This window comes from Paenibacillus sp. FSL R7-0302 (genome assembly GCF_038006885.1).
Classification (GTDB): Bacteria; Bacillota; Bacilli; order Paenibacillales; family Paenibacillaceae; genus Paenibacillus_AQ.
Genome location: NZ_JBBOWB010000001.1, coordinates 5,168,228 through 5,188,626 on the forward strand (window position 1 = coordinate 5,168,228; position 20,399 = coordinate 5,188,626).

Annotated in this window: 17 protein-coding genes; 3 read left to right on the plus strand and 14 right to left on the minus strand. The window is 58.0% G+C overall.

The annotated features are described in order from the left end of the window. The first annotated feature begins 12 nt into the window (after positions 1 to 12). Entirely contained in the window at positions 13 to 1,107 is a 1,095-nt protein-coding gene (locus MKY96_RS22230) for a M24 family metallopeptidase (RefSeq protein ID WP_340944707.1), read from the plus strand. 116 nt (positions 1,108 to 1,223) lie between these two features. On the opposite strand, the gene MKY96_RS22235 is transcribed toward MKY96_RS22230, so the two are convergent. Next, positions 1,224 to 1,931, minus strand: coding sequence for a queuosine precursor transporter (locus MKY96_RS22235; protein WP_076081866.1), 708 nt, complete (start codon positions 1,929 to 1,931; stop codon positions 1,224 to 1,226). Positions 1,932 to 2,233: 302 nt separating this feature from the next. Between MKY96_RS22235 and MKY96_RS22240 the strand changes: the two genes are divergently transcribed. Further along, positions 2,234 to 3,922: a methyl-accepting chemotaxis protein gene (locus tag MKY96_RS22240; protein WP_340943359.1), complete on the plus strand. Its 1,689-nt coding sequence runs from the start codon at positions 2,234 to 2,236 to the stop codon at positions 3,920 to 3,922. 176 nt (positions 3,923 to 4,098) lie between these two features. Here MKY96_RS22240 and MKY96_RS22245 read toward each other — a convergent pair whose 3' ends face one another. From MKY96_RS22245 to cobD, 12 genes are all read right to left on the minus strand, one after another. After that, positions 4,099 to 4,425 carry a YnfA family protein gene (locus tag MKY96_RS22245; RefSeq protein WP_340943361.1) on the minus strand — a complete coding sequence of 109 codons (327 nt, stop codon included), beginning with the start codon at positions 4,423 to 4,425 and terminating at the stop codon, positions 4,099 to 4,101. A 2-nt stretch (positions 4,426 to 4,427) separates the two neighbouring features. Beyond that, positions 4,428 to 6,059: a cobyric acid synthase gene (locus MKY96_RS22250; RefSeq protein WP_445671454.1), complete on the minus strand. Its 1,632-nt coding sequence runs from the start codon at positions 6,057 to 6,059 to the stop codon at positions 4,428 to 4,430. Positions 6,060 to 6,898: 839 nt separating this feature from the next. Then, on the minus strand, positions 6,899 to 7,711 hold the full coding sequence (gene cobS, locus MKY96_RS22255) for an adenosylcobinamide-GDP ribazoletransferase (RefSeq protein WP_340943364.1): 813 nt from the start codon (positions 7,709 to 7,711) through the stop codon (positions 6,899 to 6,901). Beyond that, positions 7,708 to 8,271: a bifunctional adenosylcobinamide kinase/adenosylcobinamide-phosphate guanylyltransferase gene (gene cobU, locus MKY96_RS22260; RefSeq protein WP_340943366.1), complete on the minus strand. Its 564-nt coding sequence runs from the start codon at positions 8,269 to 8,271 to the stop codon at positions 7,708 to 7,710. Before cobU ends, cobS begins: the two co-directional genes overlap by 4 nt. Beyond that, on the minus strand, positions 8,268 to 9,329 hold the full coding sequence (cobT, locus tag MKY96_RS22265; protein ID WP_340943367.1) for a nicotinate-nucleotide--dimethylbenzimidazole phosphoribosyltransferase: 1,062 nt from the start codon (positions 9,327 to 9,329) through the stop codon (positions 8,268 to 8,270). Before cobT ends, cobU begins: the two co-directional genes overlap by 4 nt. An 810-nt stretch (positions 9,330 to 10,139) precedes the next feature. Then, a complete protein-coding gene (locus MKY96_RS22270) occupies positions 10,140 to 11,396 on the minus strand; it encodes a pyridoxal phosphate-dependent aminotransferase (RefSeq protein ID WP_340943368.1) in 1,257 nt (418 codons plus the stop codon). Continuing rightward, positions 11,393 to 12,454: a D-alanine--D-alanine ligase gene (locus tag MKY96_RS22275; protein WP_340943369.1), complete on the minus strand. Its 1,062-nt coding sequence runs from the start codon at positions 12,452 to 12,454 to the stop codon at positions 11,393 to 11,395. Before MKY96_RS22275 ends, MKY96_RS22270 begins: the two co-directional genes overlap by 4 nt. 9 nt (positions 12,455 to 12,463) lie before the next feature. Beyond that, on the minus strand, positions 12,464 to 13,927 hold the full coding sequence (locus tag MKY96_RS22280; protein ID WP_340943370.1) for an aminotransferase-like domain-containing protein: 1,464 nt from the start codon (positions 13,925 to 13,927) through the stop codon (positions 12,464 to 12,466). A 313-nt stretch (positions 13,928 to 14,240) separates the two neighbouring features. Further along, entirely contained in the window at positions 14,241 to 14,960 is a 720-nt protein-coding gene (locus MKY96_RS22285; RefSeq protein WP_340943371.1) for a histidine phosphatase family protein, read from the minus strand. A 6-nt stretch (positions 14,961 to 14,966) separates the two neighbouring features. Continuing rightward, positions 14,967 to 15,932 carry an adenosylcobinamide-phosphate synthase CbiB gene (gene cbiB / locus MKY96_RS22290; protein ID WP_340943374.1) on the minus strand — a complete coding sequence of 322 codons (966 nt, stop codon included), beginning with the start codon at positions 15,930 to 15,932 and terminating at the stop codon, positions 14,967 to 14,969. A gap of 40 nt (positions 15,933 to 15,972) precedes the next feature. Next, on the minus strand, positions 15,973 to 16,884 hold the full coding sequence (locus MKY96_RS22295) for an adenosylcobinamide amidohydrolase (protein ID WP_340943375.1): 912 nt from the start codon (positions 16,882 to 16,884) through the stop codon (positions 15,973 to 15,975). A 74-nt stretch (positions 16,885 to 16,958) separates the two neighbouring features. After that, positions 16,959 to 18,050 (minus strand): threonine-phosphate decarboxylase CobD, encoded by a 1,092-nt coding sequence (gene cobD / locus MKY96_RS22300; protein ID WP_340943376.1) that lies wholly within the window; start codon positions 18,048 to 18,050, stop codon positions 16,959 to 16,961. Positions 18,051 to 18,353: 303 nt separating this feature from the next. On the opposite strand from cobD, the gene MKY96_RS22305 reads away from it, so the two are divergent. Continuing rightward, on the plus strand, positions 18,354 to 19,358 hold the full coding sequence (locus MKY96_RS22305; protein WP_340943377.1) for a lipoate--protein ligase: 1,005 nt from the start codon (positions 18,354 to 18,356) through the stop codon (positions 19,356 to 19,358). A gap of 108 nt (positions 19,359 to 19,466) precedes the next feature. Here MKY96_RS22305 and MKY96_RS22310 read toward each other — a convergent pair whose 3' ends face one another. Next, positions 19,467 to 20,177 (minus strand): metal-dependent hydrolase, encoded by a 711-nt coding sequence (locus MKY96_RS22310; protein ID WP_340944713.1) that lies wholly within the window; start codon positions 20,175 to 20,177, stop codon positions 19,467 to 19,469. Positions 20,178 to 20,399: the final 222 nt, after the last annotated feature.

Consider the following 20,399-nt stretch of genomic DNA (forward strand, 5'->3'; position numbering starts at 1 on the left):
GGAACTAATGAAATGAATGCAGCTCTGCAACAACTGGAGCAGGACATGGCAGCTAGTAAGCTGGATGCCCTGCTCGTAACCGATCCCAAGCATGTGTACTATTTGACGGGCTTTGCCAGCAACCCGCATGAACGTTTTCTGGGCCTGCTGCTGATCCGGGGCGAGAACCCGGTGCTGATCGTTCCGGCGCTGGACGCCGAAGCCGCGCATGCCGCCTCCTCGGTGAAGACGATTCTGACACACAGCGACACGGACAACCCGTACGCTCTGCTGAAGTCACGCTTCGGCAGTGTTAGTCCGGGCAACATCGGTATCGAGAAGGAACACTTCTCCGTCAGCCGGTATGAACTCCTCACAGAAGCGGTCGCCGCCGGTTCCTACCAGGATATCGGCCATCTGCTACGGGCGATGCGCGCGGTCAAGACCCCGGAGGAAGTGCGCAGCATGCAGCATGCCGCCGAGCTGGTGGAGGAAGTTCTCCGTCAGGGTCTGGCGCATGTCAAAGCCGGAGTCAGCGAGATTGAACTGGTAGCGGAGCTGGAGTATCTGATGAAAAAAGTCGGTGCCTCCGGCCCCTCCTTCGACACGATGGTGCTGTCCGGTCCGAAAACGGCCCTCCCGCACGGCGTACCGGGCGAACGCCTTATTCAGCCGGGCGATCTGCTGATGTTCGACCTCGGTGTGTATGCCGGAGGCTACGCTTCCGATATTACCCGCACCTTCGCGGTAGGCGAAGTGGACAGCAGACTGCGTGATATATACAATGCTGTGCTTGCTGCCAATGAAGCGGGCATTGCCGCCTCCGTGGCCGGAGCGTCCTTCGGTTCTGTCGACAAGGCGGCACGTGATGTGATTGAAGCCGCAGGTTACGGGGAGTACTTCATGCACCGTGTCGGACACGGGCTGGGCATGGACACCCATGAATATCCTTCGCTGCACGGGCTGAATACGGATATCATCCAGAACGGCAACGTCTTCACCGTAGAGCCGGGAATTTATGTGCCGGGTCTCGGCGGTGTGCGCATTGAGGACGATGTGCGGGTCACCGCCGAAGGTCCGCAGACGCTGACCAGCTTCCCTAAAGAATGGACCGTGCTTAACCTGTAATTCTGCTGAGCGTTCAGGAAGCCTCAAACTTAGCGCGCGAGCCCACTATACATCACGGCACACAAAAGCCCCAGCTCCCGGATCTTCGGGGGCTGGGGCTTTAATCATCTGGAGGCTTAGTCCCGGCTAACAGGCTTCTGCTCTTCTTCGGCAAATTTGAAGGAACGGCCCAGATAGAGCACCGGCGTGCCGGCGGCCGTGAGGATGAACTTGGACAGGTAGGTGGTCAGCAGAATCTCGGTCCACACCTTCATGTCATAGGTTCCGGCAAAAGCAATCGTGCAGAAGATCAGCGTATCAACAAAGGAGCTGATCATCGTGCTGCCGTTCGAGCGGATCCATAGCTGCTTAGAGCTGCCGTAATATTTTCGTATCCAGGCGTAGAGCCGTACATCCAGGAACTGGCTGATAAAATAAGCGGTCAGACTGCCCAGCGCCAGTCTCGGCATCAGGCCGAATATCGTCTGCAGCGCGGATTGGGCAATGTCCGTCTCCTGCGGCTTGAACACCAGCACCATCTGCATAATGACGGTCGTCATCAGCAGCGTGAAAAAGCCGAACCACACAGCGCTCCGCGCTTCAGCCCGGCCGTACCGCTCATTGAGCAGGTCACTGGTCATATAAAGCGTGACATACATCGTATTGCCCAGCGTCATCACGATGTCGAACGGCATCGCAATGGTCTTGGCGACCTGGATATTAGCGACTACGGTCGCCATGCCGACCCAGGCGTAGAGCCCTTTTTTACCGAATAAGCGGTAGCACAGCAGAAAAAAACCAAAATTAACGACGACAAAACAAACGCCCCACAACAAATTAAACATAATGCCTGGTATTCCTCCTAGTTTTGGTTACGCGGGATGGTTACGAACCGCGGATCGCAGTAGTCATGAAAACAAAACATTATTACTTTATCACATGCAAAGCTAACATGCTATGAAATTTTAAATTTTCAGAAAAACGGCATTTCTTTGCATCTTTTTGGCGAAATGGTGATAGAGTCATTAAATATTCAGTTATTTCTGAAAATAATGCAGCATATTGCAAATTTTCACTATTCAACCGGAGGTTAATTCTATAGAATAATGAGATTAAGATGCATTTCACGTAAAAAGGAGCGAATGCCATGTTTGGCTTCAAAAAATCAATTAGTCGCAAGTTTACGCTGTTGCTGTTCGTCGTTCTGCTACTCACTTCTCTTACGTTGAGTATCAGCTTCTACATTATATCTATCGGCACCATTAACAGCTATGTCATTCCGCAGATCGACAAGTCTCTGACTGCCGCCGCCCAGGATACCTATAAGAACCTGAATGCTACCAGTGCGCAGCAGACCCTGAACAAGAACGAGCAGGCCAGGACCAATGTCGAATTCTATTTGGAGGACAAGCGTAAAAAGCTGGATGTGGATACCCTTTTCCTCATCAATCTGAAGGATGGCCAGGCCACTGTCCTGACTGCAGATCATGGCGCCAAGCTCCAGCCGGATGAAGCCATCGAAGTATCCCCTGCCATGGAGCAGGCCTCCAAAGGAAAGACAGGGCTTAGTGAAATTTATAGTGATAGCCACGGTATACATAAAAGTGCCTATGTCGGCGTTCCCGGAACGACCATGATTGTAGCCGCAAGCGCAGATATGGACTTCGTCCAAGACAAAATGAGCAGCATCCTGTGGACAAGCGCAGGAATCACCCTGCTGGCGCTGGTGGTAGGCGTCACTGCCGCTGGCTTCATGAGCCGCAGAATCACCCGTCCGATCTCCAAGCTTGCAGCCTACAGCAACAAGCTGGCGGGCGGCGACTTCACCGAAGCGCTCACGCTTAAGGGTACCGATGAAGTCGGACAGCTCTCCGAGAGCTTCCGCATCATGAGTGAGCGCCTGAAGGAGATGATCGGACATGTGCTGGATACCTCCGGGACCGTAGTGGCCGATTCCAATGATCTGAAGACGCGTGTCCAGATCCTTAATGAGATGGCTGAACATTCAGCGGCCTCTGTGGAGGAGATCGGCAAGGGCAGCACCATGATCGCCAGCAGTGCCATGGATAACTCCCGCGCGATGGATGAGATCAATATGGGCATCCAGCATATTGCCTCCGCCGCCGGTGAGGTCACCGAGCAGATCAGCGAGGCGTCCACCGAAGCCCAGAGCGGCAATGATATTGCCCAGAGTGCAGTGGAGCAGATGCGCCAGGTAGAGCAGGCCTCCGAACAGTCGCTGGAGCAGTTCCGCTTGATGAACGAACGCTCGCTGATGATCGGTGAGGTCGTGCAGGGCATTACCGAGATTACCAAGCAGATTCAGATGCTGTCGCTGAATGCTTCCATTGAGGCTGCCCGTGCCGGGGAGCATGGCCGCGGATTCGCTGTGGTGGCCGGTGAAGTGCGCAAGCTGTCCGAGCAGTCTAAGGAATCCAATGAGCAGATCCGCGAATTCCTGCTGAGTCTGCAGGAGGATATGAACCAGTCCGTATCTGAAATGAATCATGTCAACGCTGAAGTGGCCTCCGGGATGAACAAGGTAGTCGAAGCCGGCAATGCCTTCAACCACCTGCTGATCCTCATTCAGAGCATCAATCACAGCATCCAGTCCGTCTCTGCCGCAACCCAGCAGATCTCGGCAGGCACCGAGGAAGTCAGTGCCTCTGTAGAAGAAACGGCGCAGATTACCGCCAAGTCGCAGCAGAACGCAGACACGCTTGCCGGCAACTCGGCACGCCAGCATGAAGAGCTGGAGGGCCACGCCCTAACTGTCGAGCACCTCTACCAGCAGGCCGTGAAGCTGCAGAAGGCCGCTCAGCAGTTTAAGATTTGAGGGGCTGAGACAACAGTTACGTGGAGATAGAGGGAGCGTGGGACTGCTGGATTGCCAGGAATCCTGCTACCTCTGGAGCTGCTGCTTGACTAGGTGTCTCAAAAAGTATAAAAAGCAGTTCCCGAGGCGATGCGGCCTTTGGAACTGCTTTTTTTTGGAAAAGTGAAGGTTGTTGCTCAGTGCCTTGGCGCCCATAAAATGACGGATACCCCGATGACGCAGATGCCCGCTCCGACCCAGTCGTAGAGATCCGGCGTCTTGCGGTCCACCAGCCAGCCCCATAGTACAGCCAGCACGATGAATACTCCGCCATAAGCGGCGTATACCCGGCCAAACGAAGGGAACTTCTGCAGGGTCGGGATGATGCCATAGGCGATCAGGATAACCGAGCCTGTTAATCCGTACCATAGCGGACGCGATTCCCGCAGCCAGAGCCAGACGAGGTATCCGCCGCCGATCTCGGCGAGACCAGCTACGACAAACAGCAGCACGGCAAGCAGCATCGCTATTCTCCCCCTCCCGGCAGGCCCATGATTGCATATACCGCAGCCATATTCAAATGGGACGCTACGGCATCTGCCAGCCGGTCGAATTCCTGCTCACGAAGTGCAGCCGCCGAGAAGGTGGCGCTTAGCGGTGCCAGTCCCTTGGAGCTACGCAGTCCGTTCAGCCAGCTCCGGCGCAGGGCATCGTTATGGAACAGCCCGTGCAGATAGCTGCCCCAGACTCTGCCGTCCCGGGTTCCCCAACCCTCCGGCACAGCCTGTCCTTCCGGTCCGGCCAGCGTAAACAGGCTGAGGACAGAAGACGGATCGTGGTTCGTGGTTGTTCCCATATGTATCTCATACCCGGCAACAGGCAACGCTTCCGGTGTTACACCAGTGGCTGTGGTGCTTAACCGCAGGGGATGATCCGCAGCCAGCCCGCCGCTCACCCGCACCGTAGTCTTGTGCTGGAGAAAAGCTGTCGAGAGCGGCAGATAGCCCAGCCCCTCGCTCTCTCCCGGCTCCGCACTCTCTACGGCATGGGGATCCAGCAGCTTCAAGCCCAGCATCTGATACCCGCCGCAGATTCCGGCAAGCTGTTGCGTTCCCCGCTCCAGCGCACGCTCGATTGCAGCAGGGAAACCCTGCTCGCGCAGATAGTGCAGGTCAGCAGCGGTATTCTTCGTGCCCGGCAGGATAATGACATCCGGTGTTCCAAGCTCATCTGCCGACTGCACATAACGTACGGCAGCATCCGGCTCCTCCTCCAGCGGATCGAAGTCGGTGAAGTTGGAGATCCGCGGATAACGGATGACCGCGATATCAAGCTCCTTCGCGGACTCCCCCCGCTGGCGGCGGGACGTTCCTTCCAGTACTACGGAATCCTCTGCCTCAATCCGCAGCTGCGGCAGGAACGGCAGCACTCCCAGCACCGGAATGCCTGTCCGCTCCTCCAGCCAGTCCAGTCCGGGCTGTAACAGGGAGACATCCCCGCGGAATTTATTGATGATGAAGCCCTTGACCCGGGCGCGTTCATGCGGCTCCAGCAGCTCCAGGGTGCCGACGATGAAGGCGAAGACGCCGCCCCGGTCAATGTCGGCGACCAGCAGCACCGGCGCATCTGCCCAGCCGGCCAGATTCATATTGACGATATCCCGGCTCTTAAGATTGATCTCCGCCGGACTGCCCGCACCTTCCATCAGCACAATATCATAAGCCTCCCGCAGCCTCCCGAGCGCATCCATTACGGTGTCCTTCGCTTCGGGAAGGAACTTCTCGCGGTATTCCCTCGCGCTGAGGGCGGCATGCGGCACCCCGTGTACGACAATCTGCGCACTCATCTCCCCGGAGGGCTTCAGCAGAATCGGATTCATATCGCTGGTAGCCGTAATACCGAAGGCTTCCGCCTGCATCCCCTGGGCACGGCCGATTTCCTTGCCGTCCGCTGTGACATAGGAATTCAGCGCCATATTCTGCGACTTGAACGGGGCCGTCCGGTAGCCGTCCCGGGTCATAATCCGCCCGATGGCGGCGGTGACCAGGCTTTTGCCGACATCGGAGGCCGTCCCCTGGATCATCAGCACGGCGCCGGGCCGCCGCAGCCCGGCTTCCGCTGCCCGGGCTGCGCCTGTGTATGCGGCTGTATCTTCCATGTTCATCTTCCTCCTCTGTTCAGTCTACATTTTTGTGGGGGAGGACTCCAACTTCTTTAGGGGATGTGGAGCATCCAGTCCACATCCCTCTACGCCTGCCCATTATGTTCAGTTTTTCGCACACACTCTTAAGTCTTCTCTCTTTCCAATCCGTGCTCCACCTAACTCCGGCTAATTTTGAAGGTTTTCTCTCTCACCGGCCGCTTGTATGGAGATGGAGAGCATTGTTGCACATTTTGCAGGATTTATCTATAAATGTTACTGGCAGAAGCACAATGTTGTTTAATTTGCACAAATTACGGTGGTTAGAGTATGTTAACGCTGGATTTGTTGCATTTCGTGCAGGATTTGTGCATAAGCCGCTTCTATTGGGCAGCATTGTTGCACATCTTGAAGATTTCTCTAAAAATGTTACTGGCTGTGGAGCATTGCTCCCATCCCTCAGCGCAGCACCCATTGCACCCATTGTATTCAGTTTTCCGCATATATTCGATCCGTCCCTCGCCGCTGGTACATTGTGTTCAGTTTTTCGCATACATCGGAGCCCTTGGCGGAATTGCAATTTGTACAACTAAATCGCCTTGTCTGCCGCCGAATCTCCGGTTAGCTGCATTTCGTGCAATTAAACCGCCTCTATATCTCGATTTTCGCCCCTTCAGGCAAATTTAGTTGTATAGACTACAGTTAGAAGAAGACAGCCTGCCGTTTCACTGTTTTTAGTTGCACAGAATACATGTATCTCTGATTGTTCGCTACGGGCGCGGCGCGAAGCGATGCATAAATGCTGCGTAGGTACGGCGCATCATTCAGAGGGATGCGGGCAGTTGCCGCGCAGCCCGCTAAGGTAAGTTGTGCTGGACCAGCACCAGCACAAGCAGGACCACCGTCTCCAGCAGCTCGCCCAGCGCGCCGTAGACGTCGCCGGTGAGCCCGCCGAGCCGGCTGCCAATCCGCCGCGCCGCGAGCCGCCCGCAGGCCGCCGCAGCCAGCGGTGCCAGGATGGCCGCAGCCGCCAGCAGCGGCCAGGCCCCGCTGCCCGCGCCCAGCGCCAGAGGCGCAGCGGCAGCGGCCAGCGTCAGCAGTGCGGCGCTCAGGCCCGCGCGCCGCTCCTGCCGGGCAGGCAGCCCGCCGAAGGTGGCGGCCAGCCCTTCATTGCCGCGGGCCAGGGGATAGCGGGCCATCGCCCGCACCATGTACCAGCGGCCCCAGACCGGCGGCAGCAGGAGCAGCGGCAGCAGGCTGAAGCTGCCGCCTTCGAGCCATGCCGCCAGCAGCGAGGCCTTCAGCAGCAGGAGCAGCACGCAGGCCAGCACACCCATAGCGCCGACACGGCTGTCCTTCATGATCTCCAGCATCCGCTCCCTGGAGCGGTAGCTGAGCAGCGCATCGGCGCTGTCCATCCAGCCGTCCAAATGCAGCCCGCCGGTCAGCCCCACCCACAGGATGAGGGTGACGACAGCGGCAGGCCAAGCCGGCAGCAGCCAGCCTGCCGCTGCGGCACCGAGCGCCGTGCTAAGGCCGATGGCTGCCCCGACGAGCGGATAATAGACCACGCTCGCGCGCAGCAGCTCCGGCGAGAACTCCCCGCTGCTTCTAACCGGAAACCGCGTCAGGAACTGAAACGCAGCCGCGGCATTTCCCCGCGCACTCACAGAAGATACTCCCGGCTTCTCAGCTCAACCGGGATTCCGGCGGTAACAAGAAATACCTGCCCGCACCGGGCAGCAAGCCGGGCGTTCATCCTTCCGGCCAGATCACGGTACAGCCGGCCCAACGGATACTCCGGCACAATGCCGCCGCCGACCTCATTGGTAACCAGGATCAGCGTGCCCTCGAAGCCGGAGACGGCTTGCTCCAGTTCGGCAATTGCAGCCTCTGCTAATTCCTGCCTGTCGCTCTTCTCCTCCACAGCCAGCAGCTGATTCGACAGCCAGAGCGTGAGACAGTCCACCAGCACAGTCTGGCCGCTGCCGGAGAGCTGCTCCAGCAGCGCTGCGAGCTTAAGCGGCTCCTCCAGTGTCTCCCACTGGAAGCCGTCCGCGTCCGCCTGCCGCTGCTGCCGGTGCAACGCAATCCGCGCTTCCATCTCCGCATCAAAAGCCTGTCCGGTTGCCACATAGACCGCCTGCCGCGAGTCAGCCAGCTTGCGGGTCAGACGCTCGGCGAAGCCGCTTTTGCCGCTGCGTGCCCCGCCTGTGACCAGAATGCTCATACGCTCTCCGATCCGGAGACGCCCGCACTCTCGAAGGTTGCCATCTCACGCATAATCCGGCAGACCGCTTCGATGAAATGCAGACACAGCGCGCCCCCGGTGCCTTCGCCCAGCCGCAGGCCCATATCAATCAGCGCTTCCAGACCGAGGCGGTCCAGCATCAGCTTATGCCCCTGCTCACCAGAGACATGGGAAGCGATCATGTAAGCTGTAGATTCCGGCGCCAGTGCCCGGGCGATCAGGGCTGCCGCCCCGGAGATGAAGCCGTCCAGAATGACCGGAATCCGCAGGGCCGCCGCTCCGAGAATCAGCCCGGCCAGCCCGGCAATCTCAAGCCCCCCGACCTTAGCGAGCACATCAACCGGATCTGCAGGGTCGGGGTTATTCACCTGGAGGGCACGTTCGATTACCGAGATTTTGTGCTGGAGCCGCTCATCGTTAATGCCTGTCCCCCGTCCAGCCGCCGTCTCTGCCGGAATGCCTTCGAGTGCGCACAAGACCGCCGCACTGGCTGTCGTATTCCCGATGCCCATCTCCCCGGTAATAAAAATCTCCGTTCCGTTCTTCACCGCCTCCTGCGCCACATGAACTCCGGCCAGAATCGCGCGCAGCGCATCCTCCCGGCTCATCGCCGGGCCTGCTGCCATATTGTCTGTGCCCCGGCGGACCTTACGGTTAATCAGCTGCGGATGCTTGATATCGCCGTTAATCCCGATGTCCACGAACTGCACCTCTGCACCGCCCTGGCGGGCCAGCACATTCACAGCCGCCCCGCCGCTGAGGAAGTTATAGGCCATCTGCATGGTGACCTCCTGCGGAAAAGCACTGACGCCTTCACAGCAGACCCCATGGTCTGCGGCCATAACCACTACCGTTCGTTTGCTGTAACAGGGCTGCTCTACTTTGGAGATTCCGGCCAGCCGGACAGCCAGCGCCTCCAGCCGCCCGAGGCTTCCGGGCGGCTTGGTCAGACTGTTCAGGCGGAGTACCGCGCGCAGCGTAGCTTTTTCGTCAGGCGGGGCGATCCGTCCGGTTACTTCTTGAATGGCTGAGATCATTAATAATGCCTCCTATTAGATAGTGCGGAAGCGGACTCCCGCTGCAAGAATACATCTGTGTCTGCTGATCAGGTTACGTTGAAGTTGTGTAACACTCGTTGAAGTTAAATTCGCAAGTATTGCAGGTCATGCCGCTCATTAGCGCACTGAAGAGTATAAGCCTGTATAAGAAGGAAAATTTAGTCCAATTGCTGCCATGGAGTTGGTGCAGTGTATAAGCATGCACTGTAAAAGTTGCAGGGTGCGGGTGTGCGGGGTGGTGGAGTGGTGCGGCGTGTGGCAGGTCAAGTTAGCTGAAATCAAGTGCACTAATACCCCTCATTCGACCGCCTAGCCCCATTTCGCTGAAATCAGGTGCACTAATACCCCTCATTCGACCGCCTGGCCCCATTTCGCCGAAATCAGGTGCACTTGTGCACCTCATTTGACCGCCTAGCCCCATTTCAGCAAATTCAGGTGCACTTATGCACCTCAGCACTGTAGGATCAAAGGGATTTCCTCCTCCCATCTCCTTCACCAGCCTACTTTCCACCACAATCAAAGGGATTTCTCCCTCTCTTTGCTCCCCCGCCTGCTTTGCTATCTCCTGCCAGCTTACATCCCGCCATAATTACCTAGTTACCTGCCAACCGTCTCTCCGCCCGACAACTTCCAGCACCATCCAGCTCCCACTGGCCCCCCAACCTCCCCCTAATACAAGCCCAAAAGCCCCCCTCCAAATGAAGAAGGGGGCTTCCTGATCCGGCGGCGGGCCGGAATGCTGTTACAATATCCCTATTTCTTCCTTTAAGGATTATAGGTGATATGAAATCATCTTACAATTACATTTTTACCTTCAACACTATGCAGCATTGTCACCCTCATGAAATCTTCGAGCCGCTCCAGCGCTTCGGTCAGCTTCGCCGTAGAAGCGGCGTAGGAGCAGCGGATATAGCCTTCCCCTCCGGCTCCGAACACATGGCCCGGCACCACGGCAACCCCTGCCTCCTGAAGCAGGCGCATGGCGAACTCTTCTGACCCGAGCCCGGTGCGGCTGATTGAAGCGAAGGCATAGAAGGCCCCCTGCGGCATATGGCAGGACAATCCGGCGGAACGCAGGCCCTCCACCAGCAGCGAGCGTCGTTCTTTGAAGCATGCCTTCATCCGTTCCATATCCGGCAACGCACTGCGCAGGGCTTCGGCAGCAGCAATCTGTCCCGGTACAGGGGCGCACATGGCGGTGTATTGATGGATTTTGAGCATGGCCGAGAGCAGCTCACGGTTTCCGCAGGCATAACCCACCCGCCAGCCCGTCATGGCAAAAGCCTTCGAGAACCCGCTGATCACCACCGTCCGCTCCTGCATCCCGGGCAGGGAAGCGATGCTCACATGCTTGCTGTCGTAGGTCAGCTCGGCATAGATCTCATCGGAAATGACGATCAGGCCCAGCTCCTTCACCACTTCAGCCACAGGCAGCCAGTCTTCATAAGTCATAACCGCCCCCGTAGGATTGCTTGGAAAATTCACCATCAGCAGCTTCGTACGCGGCGTTACCGCCTTACGCAGTGCTTCGGCAGTGAGCTTAAACCCTTCCTCCACCTTCGTCTCCACCGGTGCCAGTGTCCCGCCGTTCAGGTAGGCGATAGGCGCGTAAGCAACATAACCCGGAGAAGGAATCAGAATCTCATCCCCGGGAGCCATGAAGGCCCGCAGCGCCAGATCCACCGCTTCACTGCTGCCCACCGTAACCAAGATCTCATCCGCAGGATCGTAACGCAATCCGAAGCCGGTCTGCATATAGCCCGCAATCTCCTCCCGCAGCTCCGGCAGTCCGCTGTTAGAGGTGTACCCCGTCTCCCCGCGATCCAGCGCACGGATGCAGGCAGCCCGAACCTGCGCGGGTGTTGCGAAGTCCGGCTCGCCTACTCCCAATGAGATAATATCGTTGTTACCCGCAGCCAGATCAAAAAAAGCCCGGATGCCCGAAGGCGGAATCTCTTGTAACCGCGGATTAATGATAAGACTGTGCTGAGGGCTGTTGCTTCTAGCCGCAGGCAGGACGGCATTGTCCCTTCTCACCGTGTTCATAGCCTGACACCTCCATATTCTACAGTCTGCGCTTGAGGGGGTTGATGGGTATGATTGGCTTGCTGCGCCTCCTTAACCTGCCCCTTCTGCTTCATTCCAGCATCCATAGCCATCCGCGCTCCCTCTCCAGATGCACCTTGCAGCCCCCCGCGCTCCCGCAGTGATCTGGTAATAATCTCATCCAGCAGGCTGCTGAAGTCCATCCCGGCTGCCGCTGCACTCTGGGGCAACAGACTGGTTGCTGTCATTCCGGGCAAGGTGTTCACCTCCAGCACATAAGGGATGCCATCCTTCAACAGCATATCCACCCGTGCATACACTGCGCATTTGAGCGCCCGGTAGCTGGTTAACGCCGCCGTCTGCACCTGTTCCTGCAACGCATCCGGCAACCGGATGATCCGCTCCTCCGCGCCGCCACGCTCGTATTTAGCCTCATAATCGAACCAGTCCGCACTCAGCGATTGGATGCCGATGACCGGCAGCATTTCTCCCCCCAGGATAGAGCAGGTAATCTCCTGTCCCGGGATATAGTGTTCAATGAGCACAGAGCCTTCTTCAGCGCAGGCAAAAGCCTTCTCAACCGCGCCCGCCAGCTCCTGCGGATGATTCACCTTGGTCATGCCGATGCTGGACCCGCCGGAATTCGGCTTCACCATCACCGGATAACCGAGCCGCTGCACGGCTTCCGGGGCATATTCGTCCATGCTGTCCCAGCACAGCCAATCGGGTGTAGGGATGCTTTTGCTGCGGATGACCGTCTTGGCCAGCCCTTTATCCATACATAAGCTGCTTGCGAGCACCCCGCTCCCGGAATACGGAATTCCGAGCGTCTCCAGAGCTCCCTGCACCGTACCATCTTCCCCGTAGGCCCCATGCAGGGCAAGCAGCGCGAAGTCCAGTCCCGCTACCCGTTCCAGCAGCTCTTTGCGCGAGGTAATGTGTACCGGAACCGCTGTGTATTTTGCCGGATCAAGCGCCTTCAGCATCTCCCTGCCGGTCTTCAGCGATACCTCATATTCGGACGACACCCCGCCCATAATAACCCCTACTCTAAGCATATCCGCACCTCATTCTCCCATAATTTTCCGCGCTGTCTTCCCGATGATTGCAATGCCACTCATGATATCCTCATCCGCCACCCTGGAGAAGCCCAGCCGCAGCGTGTTCTGCCCTGCACCGTCGGTGAAGAAGATGTCTCCCGCCGTAAAAATAACCCCCTGCGCATGGCAAGCCGCCAGCAATTCCCTTGTGTTGAAGCCTTCCGCGAACGTTACGAACAGATGCAGCCCCCCATCACCCGACAAGGTGGCATATGGAATATGCTCATTACAGCAGGCCAGGGTCAGCTCGTATTTGCGTTTATACTCCAGCCGGGCTTTTTTGAGATACTTCTCCAGATTGCCGCCCAGCAGATATTGATACAGTATGGACTGGTCCAGCGTCGAGGTATGAATGGTCCGCGCCCGCTTGACGCTCTCCAGATAATAGATCAGCTCCTGATCCGCCAGCACCCAGCCCACCCGCAGACCGGGGAACAGAACCTTGGAAAAGCTGCCGAGATACACCACGCCATTCCCGCCGCCCGCCGCCGCAATTAACGGAGCCACATGGGCGCCGGAATACCGCAACTCCTCGTTGAACCCGTCCTCAATCACCGGCACGTTGTAGTCCTGCATCAGCTTCATTAGCCTTTGTCTTTTCTCGGGAGACATGACGATGCCGGTGGGATTATGGTAGGAGGGAACCAGATAAGCACAGTCGTATTGCTGCGCCTCCAGCGCCTGCTTCAGCTCCCCGAGGTGGATGCCGTCCCGCTCCATCGTGACTCCGTGAATTCCGAAGCCGTGCAGCCTCAGATTCTTGATCGCCGTATGATGCGTCGGATTCTCGCAGACCACTGTGCCGTGACGCTTGCCGAGAGCCGACAGCACCAGGTCGAAGCCCTCCGTGAACCCGTTCGTAATCAGCAGATCCTTGCCGCGCAGATCTACGCCTTTATGCTCCATATATTGTTTGAGATAGTCTATTAATGGCTTATAGCCTTTGGCATATCCATAATTCAGCAGAACGTTGCCCTCTACGGACATACGCTCCAGGAACGCTCTACGCACATGGTCCAGATCGAAGAGATGCTCATCCGGGGCGATGCTGGTAAAAGAAATCGTGCCCTTCTCCGCGCGTATCCCCCGCTTCATAATGTCCAGCTCCTCCGCGAGCAGCGCCTGGCTGCTGAGCCGTTCTGTCCAGTCCATGCTCCAGGTTGCCGCTTCCGGTTCACCCTGCCCCGCTGCTGCGCCCTGTGCGACGTAACTCCCCTGACCCTGTACGGTATAGGCGAAGCCATCGTCTTCCAGACCCTCATAAGCCGAGATCACCGAGTTCCGGCTGACCTTCAGCAAGGTGCTCAGCTCACGTGTCGAGGGCAGCTTCTGCCCGCCTTGGAGCGCGCTTTTGATGATGAGATGCTTCATGTAATCCTTCACCTGGATCGATACCGGACGCCCGGCAATGAGCTTGAAATCCTTAAACATCCTGTGATCGCCTCCATAGCTATCATGGCACAGACTTTGCCGTAAAAAAAGAACCACCGCCCCGGGATTTTCTTCCGGGCGTGGTTCTGTGGGTGAGCTCAAGACACCATTCGGGCGCCCCCGTGAGGGTTCTATTGTATTTTGTACAGTCAGATTAAAGTATATTGGCCCTATTTCGTGTTCTGCTGCATTATGTACATCAGAAATTTGGATTTTGCCTATTATGGGGGCAATTGCTGATATTCTGTTGCAGGAAATACAGCAGAACGGGTTTTGGCACGTTTTTTAGATCAATCTGATGTACATAGTGCAATCACCCGTCAGCATTCTCCGCTGCCATCCGCCAGCTTCCTCCAACCTTCCGCAGATGCAGGACTGTAATCTCACCTGGAGCTGGTGCTACAGCGGTATAGAAGGTCATGTCTTCAATGATCTGCGCCAGCAGCTGCCGGATGACACCGCCGTGGGTCACCAGTAATATACGAGATACTTCGGGAGCCTGCGCCTCCCACTGAAGCTGCGTCCAGAAATGATCAACCCGGGCGGCGAATTCCTCCCACGCCTCCCCTCCCGGCGGCGTGGCCGACCCGGGGTTGTCAATCCAGCTCCGGTACAGCGCATGATCCTTAAGTTGCTCATACGTGCAGCCTTCCCACGCCCCGAAGTCCATCTCCCGCAGCCGGGAATCATAGATGGCCTGCGGCATCAGGTGCGGAACCAAGGCTGCCAGAGTTTCTCTGCACCGGCACAGGTCGCTGCAATAGACACGGCGGAATTCCCCGGTGAGCGGCGGCTGTGTCCGGAGCTCCTTCAACCGCTCCGCCTCCCCCGGCACAAGCGGCACATCGGTCCTCCCCAGATAACGCCGTTCCTGATTCCACTGCGTATAGCCATGGCGGACTAACACCACCTCAAGCTCCGGCTGCGCAGGCTGGGTCAGAAGCGACTGTATCCCCTGCAACCTTTGAGCTTCCTCCGCCTTCTGGTCAACCGGAGAAGAATCCCCCGCCCCTCCTGCTTGAACTCTCTCCATTCCGCTTTAGCCCCCGATCCCGTGCCATAGCAGGGCAACGGCTGCACAGATGCAGACAAATATTGCGGATGACCACATCATCATCCGCGAGGTCACAATAATATCCTCCGGCTCCATCGTCCGCAGCGGATCACCCATGTACGCGCGGAAGGAGACGATGCCATGGTATACATTCTCGCCGCCCAGCCGGATGCCGAGGGCCCCGGCAACTGCCGATTCTGGGTAGCCGCTGTTCGGACTGGGATGAAGGCGTGCATCCCGGCGCACGGTGCGCCAGCATCTCCGCCAGTCCAGCCGCAGAAGCGCAGCACATAAGGTTAAGAGCAGCGCGGTCAACCGTGCCGGTATGTAGTTGGCGACATCGTCCAAGCGGGCCGATGCCCAGCCAAGGTCGCGGTATTTCTCGTTCTTGTAGCCGACCATGGAATCCAGCGTGTTCACCGCACGGTAAGCCATGGCCAGCGGCGCCCCGCCCAGCAGAGCGAAGAACAGCGGCGAGATGATCGCATCGACGATATTCTCCGCAACCGTCTCCACCGTACCGCGCACAATCTCCGGGCTGTCCAGATGAGCCGTATCCCGGCCCACGATCATCCCCAGCGCCCGGCGTGCGGCGGGAATATCTCCAGAACGCAGCTCGGCGTATACGGCCATACCTGCATCCTTCAATCCCTTGGAGGCGATGGTGGTCGAGATCAGCCAGACTTCGGCAAGCCCGGCAAGCCAGGGAGACAGGCGGGCGAGCAACACAACAAGCAGCGCGGTCAGCGCCCAAGCGCCGCCCGCCACCAGCAGCGGAAGAAGAATACCGGCACGCTTCAGAGCACTGGGAGCTGCGGCGAAGCGGCGAATCCCCCGCTCCAGAGCACTAATGACCTTCCCTATGTAAATAACCGGATGGGGCAGGCTGTGCGGATCACCAACCACCCGGTCCACAATATAAGCAGAGAGCAGGATGATAGCAAGCTTCACCTTTGCTCACCCCGCCGCTCTGTATAGCAGTCCGTGTTCATCATTCCCGGCCGCCATCCTGAGAGACACGGGGCTGTGGAGAATGTGATGCCTGTAACGCTCCCGCGTCTACTCCGTGCTCAACATGTGACACTTCCGCGTCTACTCCTCGCGCAGCCTGCGATGCTTCCGCCTCTGCTCTACTCATGGATTTCGCTGCTTCCACTGAGCGCAGGCTCTCCGTCACCGCGCTGTACACCAGTCTGCCGATGGCTCCGCCGAGGTCAGTCGCCGTTCCGGCATACACATGCTCCGCAGCATAGCGGCGGCTCCCGCTCACCGCAATCACAATGGCATCCGTAGTGGTTCCCGTTGCGCCAAGCCCATTCTCGGAATCCGTGATTCCGAGGTCTGCCAGCGCCGCAGCCTTCGCTTCCGTGGCCGTCATCACAGCATTGACCATGGCCGACTGGGACAGCCAGCCATCGATGCCGAGCATAATATTGATTGTGCCCGGACGGTAGGCCGTCAGCACACTGCGCACCGACCCGGCCCGGGCCGCGTTGCCCGCCGCCGCTGTTACGCAGCAGAATATGCCCGCTGATCCCGTATCCTCCTCGGCAACAGCAGCGTGCTCCAGCGGAACGGCCGTCATTAGCCCGGCGCAGCCTTCCAGCGGGTAGCCCCACTCCTGAAGCTTGTTTTCAAGATCCTGCACCGGATTGCTGCACTCGTAGTCCCGGCTGACGTATTGGTTCACCGCACGCTTCAGACGTCCCACGCCTCCGCCATATACCGCACTTGATATACTGTCCGCTTCAGCCGGAAATTCCAGCAGCAGATGGCCTTCCCGCCATTCCAGCGTCAGCCCGGGCCACACCTTACTGCGGTACGTCTTCTCCCCGTCTTCGGCCTTAAAGGGCAGCTTTACCTTCGCTACCTTCGCTTCCTGCACTTCCTTTGCTTCCTTCATATCCTTCGCTCCTCTCCGTTCGCTCCCATTAGCCCTATTCGCGCGCTCGCAGCCTGCACTGCCGCCGTTCTTGCTCACATCCCCGCCCGCAGCAGCTCCCCCATCTGCCGCAGCAGACGGTCGTTGTCCATGTGGCCCTTGACCGCGACGCGGATATGCCCGGCTTCAAGGCCGGGGTACATCGCGCAGCTGCGGACGAGGATGCCGCCCGCACCCAAGCGCTGCTGCATCTCCTGCGCGCTCCACGGAGCGGGCAGCCGAAGCAGAAGGAAGTTCGCTTCGCCCGGCGGCACGCCGCAGCCGAGCTCAAGCAAGCCCTCCCGCAGCCGCTGCCGCTCAGCTGCGATCAGCGCACGCGTCTCCTGCCTGTAGCCGTCGCCGCAGCGCAGGCAGGCTTCCCCGGCCAGCAGCGCCAGGCCGTTCACGCTCCAGGTCACCTGCTTGCCGGTCATGGCTGCGGCAAGCGCCGGATGCGCGGCAGTGAAGCCTAGCCGCAGCCCCGGAATGGCAAAGAACTTCGTCATCGAGCGCACCAGCACCGTATGACGGTAGGCCCCCAGCTCCGGCAGCAGGGATTGCCGGTCCGCCTCCGGGATGAAGTCGATGAACGCTTCATCCACCGCCAGCACCGTCCCGCAGGCCTCTGCCTGCTGCGCGAGCTGCCGCAGCTCGTCCAGCGGATACTGGACGCCGTTCGGATTATTCGGCTGGCCGAGGAACAGCAGATCGACCTGCTCCAGCAGGGCGGAGACGCTGTCCACGGCAGCCCGGTAATCCATCCGGCTGGTCCCCTGAACGGACAAGACCTCCGCGCCGAACTGCTCCGCGAGCTGGCGGTACTCGGAGAAGCACGGCTCCACGATGCCCACCCGACGCGGAGCCACCGCCAGCAGCAGCAGCGCCATCGACTCTGCCGCCCCGTTCGCCACGGTAATCCACTCCGTGCCGAGACCCAGCTCCTCCGCCAGCAGCGCCTTGAGCCTGCGGTGGCCCGGATCAGGGTAAGCAGTGACCGCTGCGCCCGCATCCCGCAGCTGCGCCAGCACGCCCGGCGGCGGCCCCAGCGGGTTAATATTGGCGCTGAAATCCAGGAATCCGCCGCTGCTGTCCCCGTATAACTCGGCTGCAGTCAGCAGATCACCGCCGTGGCCGTATTTTTCAAGCATAGGTACACTCCCTTTACGTTACATCTGTCTCCCAATTATTGGCCTAAGGGCGGAAGTACGTCAACGTCATATTGCCTATGCATCCGGTCTTGAACCCGTAAACTTTCTATACATGCCGCACCTGTTCATGCTGCACACTCACTCATCAATCGTTTCTATCCGCCACACGCGCCCGTTAACCCTATTCCCTCATCCTATCCGCCAAGAGCCCCTCCCCCGCCGTTCACTCCTCTTTTGAAGAAATCTCTCTTTTAGTTTAGAATAAGTACAGCAGTTTACTATGGTCACGCGGAGGAATCACGAATGCTTTTTATCGATAATACCGGAATTACAGACGCATCGATCAATCTCGCCATTGAGGAGTTTGCGCTCAAAAACCTGCCGATGGACGAGAGCTACCTGCTCTTCTATATCAACAGCCCGTCAATCATTATTGGCAAGCATCAGAATACGATCGAGGAGATCAACCAGGAGTACGTGAAGGAGCACAATATCCAGGTCGTTCGGCGGTTGTCCGGCGGCGGCGCGGTGTATCATGATCTCGGCAACCTCAACTTCAGCTTCATTACCAAGGATGACGGCCAGTCCTTCCATAACTTCCTGAAATTCACCCAGCCGGTCATCGACTATCTGCAATCTATGGGCGTAAACGCCGAGCTGAGCGGACGCAATGATCTTCAGGTCGGGGAGCAGAAAATCTCCGGCAACGCCCAGTTCTCCACCCGCGGACGCATGTTCAGCCACGGCACCCTGATGTTCGATCTGAATCTGGATGATGTCCAGGCTTCCCTGAACGTGAATCCCGAGAAGTTCAAGTCGAAGAGCACCAAGTCCGTGCGCAGCCGTGTCGCCAATATCAAGGAGCTGCTGGGCAATCCTGACATGACGATTGAACAATTCCGTGAGGGCCTGCTGCGCTCAATCTTCGGCATGGAAGCCTCCGAGGTTCCGCAGTACAAGCTGACCATGGACGACTGGGTGCGGATCAATGAAATCTCCAAGGAGCATTACCAGAATTGGGACTGGAACTACGGTCTGTCGCCGAAGAGCAACGTGAAGCACACCCGCAAATTCCCGGCAGGGCTCGTGGATATCCGCATGGATATTGAAGATTCGGTCATCCGGGAGATCAAAATCTACGGCGACTTCTTCGGCGTCGGCGATGTGGCAGATGTGGAGAATGCGCTGCGCGGCAAGCGTTATGAGGAAGCCGAGGTCCGCCAGGCACTGGCTGATCTCGATCTGAAGCATTACTTCGGCCGTATTGAGCCAGAGGATTTCATCGGACTTGTGTTTCTTGAGGAATAGCTTCATAGCAAGTCGAATTTTATATTTTAAAAAGAACCCCGCTAACCTGCTGCATCCTGCGCAGAGCTAGTGGGGTTCTTTGTCTCCATATGCTTGCCGGGTTCGCTGCTATACAAGCACGAACACATACAACACCAGCGCCAGCGTAAGCATCACGCATACTTTCTCCACCGCGTTGCCCTTCTTCGTGCCGGTGCTCATCAGCTTCAGCCGCAGCTTGAAGGGAATCGGAGGCAGCGGGGTGATCCCGCGCTGGGTCAGGGAGTCGGCGAGGAGATGCAGTCCGTAGGACAGGCTCCCGGCAATCCACAGACTGCCGCCGTCATTCATGTCAAGGGAGACGAAGTACAGCAGCGCGCCCCATCCGGCAACAGCATATAGCGTATGCGTGATTCCCCGGTGAGGAACTATGGAAGCTACGACCAGCACACAAGCGGCGATATAGTTCCATGGATCATAGGCATCGGCAAAAGCAAACAAAGCCAGCGCAATCAGCAGCATCACCAGATGCCGCAGCCTGCTGGTGGGCAGGAAGGATACGCTGCCCACCAGCAGCGCCAGTGCGATATTCCAGGGCGGCTCCGCTATCCCGGCAAAATAAAGATAAATGCCCGCTCCGATCAGTGCTACCTGCAGAATACGCAGCAAAAACTCCGGCACGGCCTTGCGTACCAGCATGGAATTCGGCTCGTCGATATCGGGCAGCAGCGAGCTGACCACAGCGACGGCAACAGCCGGAAGGGTAATAGCATGCCCTAGCAGGCTCATGGCGGACAGGGTAACCCCGGTGCTGATAACTAAATGGGATTTGCCCATCATGGTGAATCCGCTCCTTAGATGAAAGTATAAATGCTTCTGGATGTCTTGAAATAAGAACAGGTGTGCGGTTACCGAAGTATACCAAGGCTTTCCTTTTTTGTCCAGCTTATATGTAGTTTCCAGGCTCTTCACGCCCACGGGGCCAAGGATGCCGCAGAGTTTCGGCTTGTCCTGCCCCCTGTTTTAGGATACAATTTGGACAACTCAACTGGCCCTGAAAGG

Bases quoted from the DNA above. Each gene is read 5' to 3' on its own strand.
- MKY96_RS22230 (WP_340944707.1), top strand. From the start codon at position 13: ATGAATGCAGCTCTGCAACAACTGGAGCAGGACATGGCAGCTAGTAAG.
- MKY96_RS22235 (WP_076081866.1), bottom strand. From the start codon at position 1,931: ATGTTTAATTTGTTGTGGGGCGTTTGTTTTGTCGTCGTTAATTTTGGT.
- MKY96_RS22240 (WP_340943359.1), top strand. From the start codon at position 2,234: ATGTTTGGCTTCAAAAAATCAATTAGTCGCAAGTTTACGCTGTTGCTG.
- MKY96_RS22245 (WP_340943361.1), bottom strand. From the start codon at position 4,425: ATGCTGCTTGCCGTGCTGCTGTTTGTCGTAGCTGGTCTCGCCGAGATC.
- MKY96_RS22250 (WP_445671454.1), bottom strand. From the start codon at position 6,059: ATGGAAGATACAGCCGCATACACAGGCGCAGCCCGGGCAGCGGAAGCC.
- cobU (WP_340943366.1), bottom strand. From the start codon at position 8,271: ATGAGCATTCTGGTCACAGGCGGGGCACGCAGCGGCAAAAGCGGCTTC.
- cobT (WP_340943367.1), bottom strand. From the start codon at position 9,329: ATGATCTCAGCCATTCAAGAAGTAACCGGACGGATCGCCCCGCCTGAC.
- MKY96_RS22270 (WP_340943368.1), bottom strand. From the start codon at position 11,396: ATGAACACGGTGAGAAGGGACAATGCCGTCCTGCCTGCGGCTAGAAGC.
- MKY96_RS22275 (WP_340943369.1), bottom strand. From the start codon at position 12,454: ATGCTTAGAGTAGGGGTTATTATGGGCGGGGTGTCGTCCGAATATGAG.
- MKY96_RS22280 (WP_340943370.1), bottom strand. From the start codon at position 13,927: ATGTTTAAGGATTTCAAGCTCATTGCCGGGCGTCCGGTATCGATCCAG.
- MKY96_RS22285 (WP_340943371.1), bottom strand. From the start codon at position 14,960: ATGGAGAGAGTTCAAGCAGGAGGGGCGGGGGATTCTTCTCCGGTTGAC.
- MKY96_RS22295 (WP_340943375.1), bottom strand. From the start codon at position 16,884: ATGAAGGAAGCAAAGGAAGTGCAGGAAGCGAAGGTAGCGAAGGTAAAG.
- cobD (WP_340943376.1), bottom strand. From the start codon at position 18,050: ATGCTTGAAAAATACGGCCACGGCGGTGATCTGCTGACTGCAGCCGAG.
- MKY96_RS22305 (WP_340943377.1), top strand. From the start codon at position 18,354: ATGCTTTTTATCGATAATACCGGAATTACAGACGCATCGATCAATCTC.
- MKY96_RS22310 (WP_340944713.1), bottom strand. From the start codon at position 20,177: ATGATGGGCAAATCCCATTTAGTTATCAGCACCGGGGTTACCCTGTCC.